Raw genomic sequence first — 14,092 nt, 5'->3', positions numbered from 1 at the left:
TAGAGCCTAAAAACAGCCGCTTATCTTCTGGCATCAAGTCAGAGAATGAGCGGCTGTTTGCATTTTGTTGTTCGTCCCGGAAAATCGAGAATAAGCAAGGTTGCATTAAAAACAGTTGTTATTACAAACCGTTTTGCTGAATAACCTGCTGATACCAATAAAACGACTGCTTTCGATAGCGCGCCAAAGTACCGCTACCGTCATCATGTTTATCAACGAAGATATACCCATATCGTTTCGCCATTTCACCTGTGCTGGCAGAGACGAGATCAATGGGTGCCCACGAGGTATAGCCGATAAGATCAACGCCATCTTGAATCGCATCTGCCATGGCGGCTATGTGGGCTTGCAAGTAGTTGATACGTTCGGTGTCTTCGACGGTTTTACTGCCGTCTTTTTCGATCAGATCGTCACGTGTCCCGAAGCCGTTTTCGACGACCATTAATGGTACATGGTAACGATCATATATTTGATTGAGTGCTGTGCGCAGGCCACGTGGATCAATTTCCCAGCCCCAGTCGCTACGATCAAGATAGGGGTTTTTGACGCCGCTGAAGAAGTTGCCGCCTGCTTGCTCGCCTTCACCCGTGGTGGTCATGGTGCTGGATTGGTAGTAAGAGAAGGTGTAGAAATCAACGGTGCCGGCCGCAAGAATCGTCTCATCGTCAGCGCCGATATCTAGCTGGATGTCGTGATCACGCCAATAGCGCTTGGCAAAGTAGGCGTAGCGGCCTTTTACCTGTACGTCGCCACAGTAGAAGTTATTAAATTCTGTCGCGGTTTGGACGAGCGCAATGTCAGTGGGTTTGCTGGTTGATGGGTACAACATGCGATAAGCCAGCATGCAGCCAATTTTCAAGCTTGCATCGAGCTCGTGGGCAAACTTGGTCACTAAGGCACTGGCGACGAATTGGTGGTGTAGTGCTTGCAGGCGCAGCTGTTCGGAGTCGACATCTGGACTGATGAAGCGATCAGAATCGTCCACATACATACCGCCTGCCAGATAGGCACCCATGGGACGAGTGAGCATGTTAATTTCGTTGAAGGTTAGCCAGTATTTGACGTCTTGGTGATAGCGGTTGATGATGACTTTGGCAAACCGGACGTAAGCGGCAATCATATCGCGAGCCGCCCAGCCATTGAAGGCCTTTGTTAAGCCGATTGGCGATTCGAAGTGGGAAATCGTAATCAAAGGTTCGATGTTGTAGCGTTTGAGTTCCGCAATGATTTGATCATAGAAGGCCAGACCAGCTTCATTTGGCTCGGTTTCCAATCCGGTTGGGAAAATACGCGTCCACGCGATGGAGAACCGATAGAGCTTGAAGCCCATTTCGGCAAACAAGGCGATGTCTTCTTTGAAGCGGTGAAAATGATCAATAGCTTCATGACTTGGGTAAAAGGCATCAGGGACTAACTCACGGGTCGTTTTACGCGGCGTGTTGACGTTGCCGCCTAGTAGCAGGTCGCTGGTTGAGAGCCCTTTGCCGTCAGTTTGGTAGGCGCCTTCAAGTTGATTAGCGGCAGTAGCGCCGCCCCAGAGAAAATTTTCGGGGAATTGTTGGTTTGTCATAATTTTTCTCCTTAACGCGTTCACTGGCTCAGATGCCTGCACATAAGGTGGCTTCTGACCACGGCTGTTCACGCTCTGTCTTACGCTTCTGAAACGGCTTGGGTGACGCTTAACAAGTGGTCGTCAGTCGTCACAGTCGCTTTTTCTTGAATGGTAATCCGGTCAACTGGCGTATTTAGCAACAACACCATAACCGTTGGATCGAAGCCTTCCTGTTCGATCAGTTTCAGATCAATTTGAATCAGCGGTTCGCCAGCGGTGACGTGTTGGTCTGCCTTGACGAGCGTTTTAAAGCCGCGACCGTTCATTTTAACGGTATTGATCCCAACATGAATCAAAATTTCCTGGCCAGTGGCCGTGGTGAGGCCGATGGCGTGGCCGGTGGGATAGGTCATGGTCACGACAGCATCCACTGGGGCCACGATGAGGTCGTCTTCCGGAGCAATTGCAACGCCATGGCCGAGGGAGCCGGAAGCAAAAACATCATCATTGACATCTTTGAGGGGAATCAGTTTTCCAGTAACCACACTTTTCAGGTTTTGGCACTTGATGGCTGGCTCGTTCGTGTCGGCAGGGGTCTTTTTCTCGACAATGGCAAAGAGATAGGTTGAGACAAAGGTTAGACCGAACGCAATGGCAACAGTGAAAAGCGCGTTGCGGAAGTTGGCGGGATTATTGCCGATAAAAACTGGCAAGGTGAAAATACCGGGTGAGCCAAACGAGTAGCGCACGAGACCAGTGAGTCCGGCGAAAAGGCCAGCCAAGCCGCCTGAGACCATGACACAGGTTAAAGCCCGTTTGTATTTCAAGGTGACCCCATAAAGCGCCGGTTCGGTGATCCCTGACAAGGCGGTCACACTGGCAGAAAGCGCGATCTGGCGGCCACGTGCCTGCTTTTCACGGAAGGCGATGGCGGCTGCAGCACCGGCTTGGGCAATATTGCTGGCGAGCATGCCGGGGCCCATGATGGTTTCGCTGCCGAATCTGGTGATTGACAGCGTCGCTAGCGGCAACAAGGAAACGTGCATCCCGACCATGACGAGCAGCGGGGTGAAGGCACCGACAACGGTTGGTACCAGCCATGGGGTGTGTTGGTTAATGAAGGTGACGGCAGTGTAGAGGCCATCTCCTAGCAAGCTACCGATCGGGCCAATGACAATTAAGGCGACGGGGGCCGTTATCAGTGCGACTAATAATGGTTTGAGCATGGTTTTGATAATGGTCGGTGCGATTTTTTCGGCGAATCGTTCGACATAGCTCATGAACCAGACGATCAGAATGATGGGGATGACGCTGCCACCGTATGAAGCGAGGCGGATTGGTGCACCAAACAAGGCGATGGGTTTGCCGGCTGCGACCATCGCGGTGAAGTTCGGGTGTAGCAGGACGCCGGCCATCATCATGGCTAAGTAAGTATTGGTGTTGAATTTTTTGGCGGCACTGACGGCGAGCATGAATGGCAGAAAGTAAAAGGCAGCGTCGGCCATGAAGCTCAAGGTTAAGTAGGGAACACCTTTAGGATCAAGGCCGAACAAGGCGAGAATCGCGATCACGACTTTGAACATGCCGCCTGCGATCAAGACAGTGATAATTGGTGCCATGATGCTGACAATGGCATTCAGGACCCGTTTTAAAATGTTCTTTTCATGATCCGCGCTGGGTTTGGTGCCATCACCGGCTTCGCGGATGTGATAGTTTTTGGTAATTTCGGCATAATATTTAGTCACATTGGCACCGATGACGACCTGTGATTCGTCGCCTGAGTTCACGGCACTCAGCACTTCAGGCATTTGCTCAAGTCGCTGAATATCGAACTGGGTTTTATCAGCCAGTGTGAACCGCAATCGTGTCGCACAATGATTGAGCGTTTTGACATTTTTGGCACCACCCACCGCTGCCATGATACGATCGGTGATTTTTTGATGGTCAGACATGTTGTGTTCCTCCTCGGATAGTGAGCGCGAGCCAGCGCGGTTGCTGCGCTGGGGGGCGCGTTATGGTTGGGGTAAGGCATGAGATGACTAGTTAGTTAAAACCCGGTGGATATGAATAATGAGATAAGCCAACTCTTCCTTAGTCGGTTCTTTTTCGTAGATAGCAATAATGGCTTTTTGAACTTTAAGTGCGATTTTGGCCGCTTCCGGATACACAGTGTAGACACTTGTGAGTAGTTGGCCATCATCAGCGAGCATGGTATCACCAAGGTAACGCTCAGCAAAGAATTTCATATGGGTGACAAAACGTTCGTAATTCAAACTCGTCGTGTCAATCGTGCCACCAGTCAGCGCACGCACCGCCTGCAAGACGTTGTCAACAAGCTGGGTCACTTCCAAAATATTCGCTTTACCGGCCGCGGCTGGTGTTGCATTGATGATGTGGAAGGCAATGTTAGCCGCTTCTTCCCGTGGGAGTGCCAATTGCAAGGTCGCTTCGACAACCGTCAGCCCATATTCGCCAATGGCAAACATTTCGGGGTAGTAGGTTTTCATTTCCCAGTAAATCCGATTACCCAGTGATTGCTTGCTGTGATAGCGCTGAACTGAAAAAGCCAGATGATCTGTTAAGGCGTAGTAGATACTGGGAAGAAGGGACAGCTGCAGTTGCTGCTCAGCATACGTCACAATCTGTGAGGTAATGCTGATGTAAACAGGTGGTATGTTATTGAGCGATTGGATCATTTCGCTTTTGCGACTGTCATCCAGCGGCATGAATTTTTTGAAGATCGCGTTGTCGGGAAGACAGGCGTTCACTTTTTGCCGATAGCCAATGCCCTTGCCAAACGCGATATACTCGTGGCCGTCCTGTTCAGCGAGGACGACATTGACATTGAGCACTTTTTTGATGCGAAACATCGGACACCCCTTTCATAAGTCGTTCGTGTGATGCTTGCGGGCCGCCACTTACCGCAAGTTTTGCAAAGGACGCGTGCCAGTTGTTGCGAAGCGCGTGTTTGGTGGCACAAAAAAGCAGGCAGACTGAAGAAAATCGTTTGCGATGAAACGATAATCCAAGTCTTGCCTGCATAAGCAGTAACATGCGCTTGTGATGCGTTATCTGGTCAATGTATTTTAGCATGATGACTATAGAAAACGCAACCATTTCGATGAATGAAAGCACATATTTTTATTATTTTATCTGATAATCATTAATATTTTGATTCAGGAAAGATTATAAATATGAATGTGATTATATTAAAGACTGGTTCAGCATGTTTGGGGCTGAATGATCGCTTAAGAACGCTTTCGAACAAAATTGTTACCCTTTGAAAAATTGAGCTTTTTTGTCAGTAGTCGGAATTTAAGATCCCAGTGCCAAGGCGGAGCAATCGTAGGCCAGATGGGGCTCAGCCGTGCAAACAACACAGCGAGGGTCTTTGGCGCTGATGTTGTTAGGCGACTTTGAGATCGCGGTTTTTGCGAGCTCAAAGCGCTGTCTCCGCTCTAGCTCCGCGTTGCCAGCCCCATCTGGCCGGAGATGGCGGAGTTTGGCACGGCAGTGAATTGATTAGCACAGTTTGTTATTGCCACATTTTCCGAAAGCGAGCGGGCCAGTTAACTAGAATGGCATGTTTCCCGTTTCGCGGCCAGTATTCAAGGAAAGCGAGGGCAATTAAGCCGATTAACCCAAGGCTTGTCACGGTCCAGCCAGCTTTGATCCCAGGGGTGTGATAACTCAAGGTGAATTTCAGGTTTGTTGAAGGGACTTTGAGTCCGATGAAGCCGCGATAGTTTTGGATTTTCACTTGCTTGTTATCAACTTGCCAGCCTTTTTCATAGGGGATGGTTAACATGATGTAGCCGCTGTTGTTTTGACGGGTGGTTAAAGTGACGCTGCCGTTTTTGACGACTTGTTTAGGCGCGTGTTGTTTTGCCGCCGCAACCGCCTGTTCGAATGGTTGGCGATTGAGGGTATATAAAGCAAAATGATCGAGATCAATCTGATCAATGTTGCGGTTGAACGTTAAGGTGACAGTTGTCGGTTTTTCCGCGTCAATAGGTAATGAGACCGTTTTGCTGCCATTGTCAGGATCGTTTTTGAGCGGCACATTATTGATGCTGATGGCCATGTTTTTGCGCATGTTTTCACCCATGACCAAGTAACGCTGCTCGGTACTCGGGTTGACATTTAAGGTAATCGTCGCGCCGAGCTTTTTATCCTTTTTGGTGGCAATGGCATTGGTCAAGGTGGTCAGCGGCTTCACGTTGTCAACGGTGATGCCGGAGAAATCGGTGGTTGTGAAAATTGCGCCGATTGTTTCCGGTGTGAAGGTGCTGAAGTAGGCATTTTGTTGAAGCACGGGATTAGCTTGTACCTGTGTCGGTACTTTTCGATAAATCTGGGTGGCCACAGGGAGCGCATCAGGATTTTGGTAAATATTGAAATAATCGTTATGACCGATCAACTTGTATGCCGGTAAATCATAACGGGGGTTGTCAATGATTCGAGAAGAAATCTGCTGGTATTCAGGCGTTGTCGTTTTCGTGCTTTGCGTATTGACCAGCAACAGTTGCCGGACACCGAGCAGGCTTTCGAGCGGCCAAGTCAGGTCGTTATTTTTCACGCGGCCGGCTGAGCCAATGGCACCGACATTGGTTAACGCATTGATCGTGCTAGTGTTGAGGACGGATGAGAAGGTGCTAATGCCGTTAAAATTGTACTGATAAGGATCGTCCATGGAACGCTGGGTATCACTGTTTACCCGGTAAAAAGTATTTGGCGCCAGTGTTTTCGCTTCGGTGTAAGCTGCATTAAGCGCCTTGCTTGTAACGGTGAAGTCTGCTTTTGAGATGAAACTGATGGCTTTGAGACTCGCGTATGCATTGGCGCCCATATCTAGCACCAGCAAGGTTAGGAGACCGCCAACCACCCATTTTTGTGGGAACAGGTGATGCGCCCAACTATACAGTAAGATGGCCGCGACTAAGAGTAAGACGCCGCCGAGGACGAGGTTGGTCAAGGTGACATACTTGTGACTGCCCATGCGCCAAGCCGTTGGGATGAAGACGCCCCCGCCGACAACCACGCTGGCGATGATCATTCGTAGACGTGAGACTGACGGCAGGTTGGCGAGACCGCGTAAACCGAGCAATAACAACCAAAAAATGACAATAAAAGAATGCCGATAAAGGTACCAAACCGGCGCGCGAAAACCTTGCCACATGATGACAAGCGGGTTGAGCCAAATGGACAGCATCAGAATCACAGTCATCACGCCGGAAATCAAACGCTCGCGAACCGAGATTGCTGGAGCTAAGAAGTAAAAGACAGCGCCTAAGAGGGCGATCATGCCCATGTATAAATTGGGTAGGCCATTTGATAACTGCGCAAAGTTGAAACTGCCAGGAATCAATTTTGACGGCAGATCGATCAGCGAGAAAAGCGGTTTAATGGTGAAATCTGCACCAGCACTGGAAAGACGTGAGGCACTTAAGGCCAAATAAGTGGGGATCAAGACGATGGCGCCGATCATACCGCTCAGTAACGACCCGCCGACGAAAAGCGCGATTTTGCGCAGCAGTTGAGGCTGATGGTGACTCGCCCATTGCCAGCAGAAATACAGCGCCGAGAAAATGGCGACCATGAAACCAATATAATAGTTCGTGATGAAGCTTAGGCTTAATGGCACAACATAGGGGATGAGCCGGTGTTCTTCAAAGAGGCGGTCAATGCCTAAAATCACGAGCGGCAATAAAATCACGCCGTCCATCCACATGATATTCAGAAAGTTGGCAATCAGGAAGCCGGAAAGGCCGTAACTGACGCTGAAGACCAAGGTGTACCAGTTTTTGCCATAGCGATGGCTGGCCAATACCTGCGCAGCAAGTGCCGCGGTGCTGTACTTAAGCGCGGTCACAAACAGCATGGCCACGGGAATGGCTTGGCGCGATACAAGCACGAAGATCAAGTTGAAAGGACTTAACAGGTAATAGGTCCAATTTGCATACATGCCGCCGCCAAGACTGTTGGAGAAAGAATAAGCTTTGCCAGCTGTGCCCATTAAGGCGTGTTTCAGATAAGTAAAGAAATCAACATATTGAACGGCTGAATCGTTTGCCAAAATAGATGACGAGCCAAAAGGCACCATTTTTAACGCGGCGAAAACGATCAGACTGATGGTGAAGGTCATGCTGAAACTGATGAGCAATAATGGCCATGTTCGATGCTTTTTAAATCGCGACATATAGAGAGGGACTCCTTCGAAAATTCGGTAGGGTCAAAAGTTAATAAACAATATGATAGCAGAAAAAATGACTGACTTAAAAATAAGCAAGTCTTGAATATTAACTTAATCATAACGCGTCTTTGAACTGAAAAGTGACCGGAAGCGCAATGAAAGCGCTGTGGCTGCTATTTTAAAAAAACGTAGCAATTGGTGATACTTGTGACATCAGGTCGTGTGGTCAAAGGGATGAAAATAATCTTTTCCGGTAAGACAAACAGCATCGGGGAACGGTACAATAGAATGAAAGTTATTTTGGGAGGACGGTTTATGCACGCACAGACATCATCAGCAAAGCTGAAGACATTCATGACACAAAATGCTGTCTGGCTGTTGCCGATTTTGGCGATGGTCTTGGTTTTGCTCGTACAGTGGCCGCAGCTGCATCTACCCTATATCTTTCATCAAGACGATACGATGCCACAGCTGCGGCGGTTGGAAAGCTATGTGACCAGTGTGCGGCACGGCCAGTATTTTCCCAAGGTTTTTCCTGAGGCAGTCCGCAACTTTGGCTATGCTTTTGACGCGTACTATCCTTCATTAATGTTGTTGCCATATGTGTGGCTACGGCTGATGGGGATGGGGGTGGTCGGTGCGTATGATGGTTATCAGGCCCTCATTCTCATCGTCACAGTATTGGCTGCCTACGCTAGTTTCTTGAAAATTCGGCGAAAACCGCTGGCGGCGTTTGTTTTCAGCATGGTGTATACGACTGCGGTCTACCGGGCCTTAGACGCCTTTGTGCGGGGGGCCTTGGGTGAAAATCTGGCCTTCATTTTCCTGCCGATCATCGCCGCGGGCATGTATGAGCTTTACGTCAAACGAACCGATAACTGGTTTTTACTGGCGTTTGGTGTGACCGGTCTGATGTATGCGCATATGTTGTCGCTGGTTATGGTGCTGGAATTTTTGGTTGGCGGCTTTCTCGTGTTGGTTGGCATGCGGCGCGTGACTTGGCGAATGGTCAAGTACACGATACTGGCAGCGATCAGTACGCTGCTGATGGGACTGGGCAGCTACTTGCCGATGATTGAGATGTCCAGTCATATTGCGTTGAAGTTAAGCGAGTCTGCGACGATCTGGCCGAACTTCATCCTCTATAGTTTGGGTGATCTTTTTGAGAACTCCCTGAGTATGTATGCCTCAACCAGTAATATGCAGAATGTCGGCCAAGCCTTTCGACCTGGCATGGGCATTTTCATGTTAATGACAGCCATTGTGCTGGTGATTCGTTGGCGGAAATTGAATCAAGCGGTTAAGGTAGTTACTGGCTTAGGGCTGTTGACGATCTTTCTAAGCACCAATTTGTTCCCGTGGTCGTTGTTTAGCAAAACGATCTTCGGTGTCATCCAATTTCCTTGGCGATACTTGGAGCTGACGACTTTATTTCTTAGTCTGGCAATTGGGTTGATCGTGGCGGATCGTCCAGCCTCATCACATATTGCTTGGGAGCTGGTGCTGGCAACCTGCATCGTCGGTTTCAGTTATGCCGTGAATATCAATGCGACGATGCTTAATGCCAACATTTATCGCATCACCGATGAGAATGCACCGGCTTATTATGAAGATGCAACTGGCGGCGGGAGTGAGTATGCACCAGAAGATTTTGATTCAACGACTTTTTTTAAAAAGACAACTTATTCGGTAACGGCTTCTCATCAATTGACCCGGCTAACGATGCCGACCCAAACTTACAATGATATGCGTTTTACCTATACCAGCAGCAAGCCGGTGACCCTGAAGCTGCCAAAATTTGGCTACGTCGGTTATCATGTGACCATCAGCGGTAAGACAGTTGACTACTGGCCAAGTGGGAAAAATGCTCAGATTACGATAGCGGCACCAGCAGGCACGCATCGTGTTCGAGTTGTCTATACAGGTACGGCGCTGCAACATGTGACCGGCTGGCTTTCCTTAGTGGCTGCGCTTGGCTTTGGCGGCTGGTGGTTGTTGCGTGAAACACGCAGGCAACGGGCAACGGATGAGCGGATAACGACTGGGTCTGAATAATGAAACAAAAGAGATTCTTGCCGTGCCAAACTCCGCAATCTCCGGCCAGATGGGGCTGGCGACGCGGAGCTAGAGCGGTGACGGCGCTTCGAGCCCGCAAAACCCGCGGTCTCGAAGTCGCCTAACAACATCAGCGACAAAGCCCGGTCACTGTGTTGTTTGCACGGCTGAGCCCCATCTGACCTGCGATTGCTCCGCCTTGGCACTGGTATCTTTAAATTCTAATAAAAATATCCGTGAAAAAAAGCAAACAATTTTCCGCAATAAGGAGTTGTTTGCTTTTCTTTAATAGCACTGGATTATGTCCCAGCTCAATCATTTTTAAATTACTTTTGACTATGTGACATACAGTTACTTGATCTCACGTGCGATAAAAATCGGGCGTCGTTTGGTTTCTAAGTAAATGCGGCCGATGTAGCGGCCAACGATGCCGAGGGCGAACAACTGGAGGCCGCCGATCATCAGAAAGATAGAGACCATTGACGGCCAGCCAGCGGTCGGATCACCGTAAATAGCTGCGCGAACAACAATAAAGATTAAAGCAAAAAACGAGCCAACGAAACTCACGATACCAAGAATGGACACGAAGGTTAACGGTGCTTCAGAGAAGTCGATGATGCCATCAAGCGCGTATCGCAAGAGCCCCATGAAGGACCAGCTCGTCTCCCCATGTTGACGCTCGATGTTGCGATAAGGCAGATACTTTGTTTTGAACCCAACCCAACTGAATAGCCCTTTAGAGAAGCGGTTGCGCTCGGTCATTTGAATGACAGCTTCGACAACCTGTCTCGTCATCAAGCGGAAATCCCGTGCCCCTGGCACAATTTGAGTTTGCGAGACTTTATTAATGAATTTATAGAATAAATCCGAGAAAAATGAACGCATCCGAGCTTCGCCTGAGCGGTCAGTGCGTTGAGCACCAGCCATATCATAGCCGTCTTGCAAGGCGGCATACATATCAGGAAGCATCGCTGGCGGGTCTTGCAGATCAGCATCCATAACGGCGTAGTAGTCTGCTTTTGCGGTAGAGAGACCAGCATACATGGCCGCCTCCTTACCAAACGAGCGAGAAAGATCAATGAAGTGAACCTGATCGTCTTTTGCTTGTAACTGTTTGATTTGCTGAAGGGTATCGTCACTTGAACCGTCGTTGACAAACCAAATTTGGGCTTGTAACGCGGTTAAGTCGTCGCGGAATGTTTTAACAAGTTCTTGATAGATCAGCGGGACATTTTCTGACTCGTTATGACATGGAATGATAATTGCCACACTTTGCGGCATGAGAAGGCCTCCTGTTTTGCGTTAATTTGATGATGGCTGGGGAAATAATTTGACGTGTCAACTCGTACGGTACCGTTATAATAAAACTAATCCCGCATAGACTTAATGGCTTTTGCTAGTTTATCTGTTTGACTGGTGACGGTTGTGAGATTGGCCGTCATGACATCGATTTGTTGATTGAGTGAACTGTAATATTGATTCAGTTGAGAAATTTGGCTTTCTAAGTCATCTTGTGAGGTGTCACTATCTGCGGTGGTGGAGAAGAAGGTATCCTCAGCCGTTAACATTTCGCGGTAATAACTGACCAGTGTTTTGTGATCTAACTTGGCGAGTTTCAGACTTGTGAGAACGTTATTCAACTGTGTTTGTGGTGTATCCTCAGATGGCTGATTGTTGAGCTTTGTCAACGTATTATTTGCCCCAACTAAAGCGCTGTTGGCGGCTTCTAATGATTTAAACGCCGCGGCACGCCTATCCAAAAGTTTTTTGACAGGGCCATTTTCTTTTTTTAAATCAGTTTGCGGATTTCCCTGGTAAGCCTTTTCAAAAGCAGAAGGAAAGGCGTTTACCGTTGATCCAATCGTCTTTAACGCATCTTGTTCTTGCTGCACCTGCGTTTGAACGGTGGCGGTTGTGGTTTTTAACTGGCTTTTAGGATTTAAAGTCGCCGAGCATCCAACAATCAAGACTGCCAGACTGGCTAACAAAATGAGTAATTTTTTCATAGCAGCTCCTCTGTTTATATGGTAGCGTAAAGCCCGATTAAATACTAGCGGGGCGTGACGAGTACATGTGTTGACTATTCATTAAGTGGAATGTTCTATGCTAAACTGACTCTGGAGGGTGATGGCCATGCACATAGGTATGCGAACGGTTAAAACAGCAGTGGGGACGGCAGCGGCAATGCTGATTGCTTACGAGTTGCACCTTGAATATTGGACGGCCGCTGGGATTATTACGATTTTATCAGTCCAGAATACGACCAAGGCATCATTTCGGCTAGTCGCATATCGCTTATTGGCGACCGTGTTAGGTTTTGTGATTGCGATCGGTGCATTTTTGGTGCTGGGGTACAATGCACTGGCTTTCGGACTTTTCTTACTCATTTTTATTCCTTTGACCAACGTGTTTGCGGTGCAGAGCGGTATCGTCATGACCGCGGTGCTAGTCACTCATTTTATGATGGCGAAAAGCTGCAGTTGGTTCTGGATTAAAAATGAACTATTATTGCTCGCAGTGGGCGCTGGTGTGGCATTGATTGCCAATTTGTTCATGCCAAGTCTGGAAGCCAAAATCACTGAGTTTCAGGCACAAGTCGAAGCCGAGATGCGCGAGATTCTCGATCATATGAGCCAGCAATTGGGTCCGGATCACATTAAAAGTGCGGACAATTGGGCGAATTTGTCAGATTTGAAAATGACCTTAGATGCCGCTGTTGCTTGGGCTAATCGCCATAGTGACAATCAATTGCTGGCCGATAATGATTATTTTCAAGCCTATTTTGAAATGCGCGACAATCAATATGAGTTGCTCCGGCAAATGCAAGACAGCCTTGACCGTATCGAAACACCTGTGGAACAAGCAGCCGTTATTAGCGATGCCTTGGCGATGACGGCCAGTGTTCTGACCGAAGACAACCCCGCCACACAATTGGTCACCATGGTCAAAAAAATTCAACGCGATTTTGCTAAATCAGCGCTGCCAACAGACCGCGCAAGCTTCGAAAGCCGCGCGCGATTGTTCTATTTCCTAGAAGACTTTTCCCGCTTGTTGCAGTTAAAGCGGAATTTTAACAATATTATTTCATCACAGAATTGATTTGCGGTTTCCTACATGTCCTAAGTCATTTAAGTTGGAAAATAAAAAGGGGCGTTTAATCTGATGGATGTCAAAGTCATAAAACTCGGTACCTCATTAGCACTATCGCTGCCAAGTGGTTCGAGTTTCAAGCAGGGGGATGCTTTTCTGTTAGTTCCTGACAAGAGCGGAAGTTACTCATTAGTGCCAAAAATTAACCACCCATATGCTGAGGCTAAATCTCTTTCACTTTATCAACCCGAAGAGTGGGCTGATATTGAGCACAATTTTCGCTGATGTCCCATCGCCGCAAGCAAGGTAACGATATTCCAGTTGATTCTGTCTCTCAAAGTGACGAAAATTCAATAATGGCATTCTCTGATCATTTGAGCAATCATGAGTACAATAGAGTAGTTGCGTCATCGGCATTCTAAGATAGAAAGCAAGAGCTGGCGGAGCGGCGAGGGGGCTCAGCCGTGAAATTGTTGTTGGCGGTTTACCGCCTACAACAAGGCCAGACTTTGAAATCGCGCGGGGTTTGCGCGAGTTCAAAGCTGTGCCCACAGCTCTAGCTTCGCGGTCGCCAGCCCTCCTCGCCGCGTAGCCAGCTCGGACTAGGGGAGATACTTGACTGGAATAGAACTGAAGAGAAACGTCGTTTGCATTGCAAAAACGCGTTCGCAGGTTTCTAATCGCGCCTGCTCACGCTCTTAAACGCGATCGCCAACCCAGAAATCTGCGTGTAAGGACCTTGGATGCAATGACCAAAGCCCAGTCATCACATCCAAGGCCGCTTACACTCCGATTTCTAACCGGGTTGGCTCACGCTCTATACTTGCTTGCCGTTTGGCGTGATGGTAGACTAAATATGTACTTTTTGAATGGTCGTGGTTGCATGGTTTCAGAACTTTCTTCCACTTGTACCAAACAGAAATACACGATATTATCATGCGTCAGCAGACGCAAGGAGGAATGTTCTCATGGAACACGGCACAGTTAAATGGTTCAATGCTGAAAAGGGTTACGGTTTTATCACTCGCGAAGATGGTAGCGATGTTTTCGTTCACTTCTCAGCTATCCAAGGCGACGGCTACAAGACCCTCGAAGAAGGCCAAGCAGTCACTTTTGAAGTTGAAGACAGCGATCGCGGTCCACAAGCGGTTAACGTTAACAAAGACTAATATGAAAGTTTCAGAGCTGGTTGCAGAGATGCA

General features: G+C 48.3%; 10 protein-coding genes. 4 read left to right on the top strand and 6 right to left on the bottom strand.

Going from position 1 to position 14,092, the window contains the following annotated elements; genetic code table 11:
- Positions 1-121: 121 nt before the first annotated feature.
- From ACWPAB_RS13585 to ACWPAB_RS13570, 4 genes are all read right to left on the bottom strand, one after another.
- Positions 122-1,570: a glycoside hydrolase family 1 protein gene (locus tag ACWPAB_RS13585; protein ID WP_003569846.1), complete on the bottom strand. Its 1,449-nt coding sequence runs from the start codon at positions 1,568-1,570 to the stop codon at positions 122-124.
- An 80-nt stretch (positions 1,571-1,650) separates the two neighbouring features.
- Positions 1,651-3,504: a beta-glucoside-specific PTS transporter subunit IIABC gene (locus tag ACWPAB_RS13580; protein ID WP_003569847.1), complete on the bottom strand. Its 1,854-nt coding sequence runs from the start codon at positions 3,502-3,504 to the stop codon at positions 1,651-1,653.
- Between the two features lie 87 nt (positions 3,505-3,591).
- The gene (locus ACWPAB_RS13575; protein ID WP_003604899.1) at positions 3,592-4,422 is read right to left on the bottom strand and encodes a PRD domain-containing protein; all 831 of its coding nucleotides are present in this window, start codon (positions 4,420-4,422) and stop codon (positions 3,592-3,594) included.
- Between the two features lie 665 nt (positions 4,423-5,087).
- The gene (locus ACWPAB_RS13570) at positions 5,088-7,751 is read right to left on the bottom strand and encodes a YfhO family protein (RefSeq protein ID WP_016382003.1); all 2,664 of its coding nucleotides are present in this window, start codon (positions 7,749-7,751) and stop codon (positions 5,088-5,090) included.
- Between the two features lie 309 nt (positions 7,752-8,060).
- Between ACWPAB_RS13570 and ACWPAB_RS13565 the strand changes: the two genes are divergently transcribed.
- Complete coding sequence (locus tag ACWPAB_RS13565; protein WP_016380556.1) at positions 8,061-9,800, top strand: hypothetical protein; 1,740 nt, start codon at positions 8,061-8,063, stop codon at positions 9,798-9,800.
- 351 nt (positions 9,801-10,151) lie between these two features.
- On the opposite strand, the gene ACWPAB_RS13560 is transcribed toward ACWPAB_RS13565, so the two are convergent.
- On the bottom strand, positions 10,152-11,081 hold the full coding sequence (locus ACWPAB_RS13560) for a glycosyltransferase family 2 protein (protein ID WP_003569858.1): 930 nt from the start codon (positions 11,079-11,081) through the stop codon (positions 10,152-10,154).
- Between the two features lie 86 nt (positions 11,082-11,167).
- Complete coding sequence (locus ACWPAB_RS13555; RefSeq protein WP_003606991.1) at positions 11,168-11,806, bottom strand: YkyA family protein; 639 nt, start codon at positions 11,804-11,806, stop codon at positions 11,168-11,170.
- A gap of 127 nt (positions 11,807-11,933) precedes the next feature.
- Here ACWPAB_RS13555 and ACWPAB_RS13550 point away from each other — a divergent pair, with 127 nt between their 5' ends.
- The 3 genes from ACWPAB_RS13550 to ACWPAB_RS13540 all read left to right on the top strand — a co-directional run bounded on the left by ACWPAB_RS13550 (position 11,934) and on the right by ACWPAB_RS13540 (position 14,059).
- Entirely contained in the window at positions 11,934-12,899 is a 966-nt protein-coding gene (locus ACWPAB_RS13550) for an aromatic acid exporter family protein (RefSeq protein ID WP_003566523.1), read from the top strand.
- A gap of 63 nt (positions 12,900-12,962) precedes the next feature.
- On the top strand, positions 12,963-13,175 hold the full coding sequence (gene mazE, locus ACWPAB_RS13545; protein WP_003569868.1) for a type II toxin-antitoxin system PemI/MazE family antitoxin: 213 nt from the start codon (positions 12,963-12,965) through the stop codon (positions 13,173-13,175).
- Positions 13,176-13,858: 683 nt separating this feature from the next.
- Positions 13,859-14,059, top strand: coding sequence for a cold-shock protein (locus ACWPAB_RS13540; RefSeq protein WP_003566521.1), 201 nt, complete (start codon positions 13,859-13,861; stop codon positions 14,057-14,059).
- Positions 14,060-14,092 lie beyond the last annotated feature (33 nt).

It is taken from the genome of Lacticaseibacillus sp. 30 (assembly GCF_053819265.1).
The sequence above is the reverse complement of the archived record's forward strand: the minus strand, read 5'-3'. Positions and strand labels throughout refer to the sequence as shown.

Bases quoted from the DNA above. Each gene is read 5' to 3' on its own strand.
- ACWPAB_RS13585 (WP_003569846.1), bottom strand. From the start codon at position 1,570: ATGACAAACCAACAATTCCCCGAAAATTTTCTCTGGGGCGGCGCTACT.
- ACWPAB_RS13580 (WP_003569847.1), bottom strand. From the start codon at position 3,504: ATGTCTGACCATCAAAAAATCACCGATCGTATCATGGCAGCGGTGGGT.
- ACWPAB_RS13575 (WP_003604899.1), bottom strand. From the start codon at position 4,422: ATGTTTCGCATCAAAAAAGTGCTCAATGTCAATGTCGTCCTCGCTGAA.
- ACWPAB_RS13570 (WP_016382003.1), bottom strand. From the start codon at position 7,751: ATGTCGCGATTTAAAAAGCATCGAACATGGCCATTATTGCTCATCAGT.
- ACWPAB_RS13565 (WP_016380556.1), top strand. From the start codon at position 8,061: ATGCACGCACAGACATCATCAGCAAAGCTGAAGACATTCATGACACAA.
- ACWPAB_RS13560 (WP_003569858.1), bottom strand. From the start codon at position 11,081: ATGCCGCAAAGTGTGGCAATTATCATTCCATGTCATAACGAGTCAGAA.
- ACWPAB_RS13555 (WP_003606991.1), bottom strand. From the start codon at position 11,806: ATGAAAAAATTACTCATTTTGTTAGCCAGTCTGGCAGTCTTGATTGTT.
- ACWPAB_RS13550 (WP_003566523.1), top strand. From the start codon at position 11,934: ATGCACATAGGTATGCGAACGGTTAAAACAGCAGTGGGGACGGCAGCG.
- mazE (WP_003569868.1), top strand. From the start codon at position 12,963: ATGGATGTCAAAGTCATAAAACTCGGTACCTCATTAGCACTATCGCTG.
- ACWPAB_RS13540 (WP_003566521.1), top strand. From the start codon at position 13,859: ATGGAACACGGCACAGTTAAATGGTTCAATGCTGAAAAGGGTTACGGT.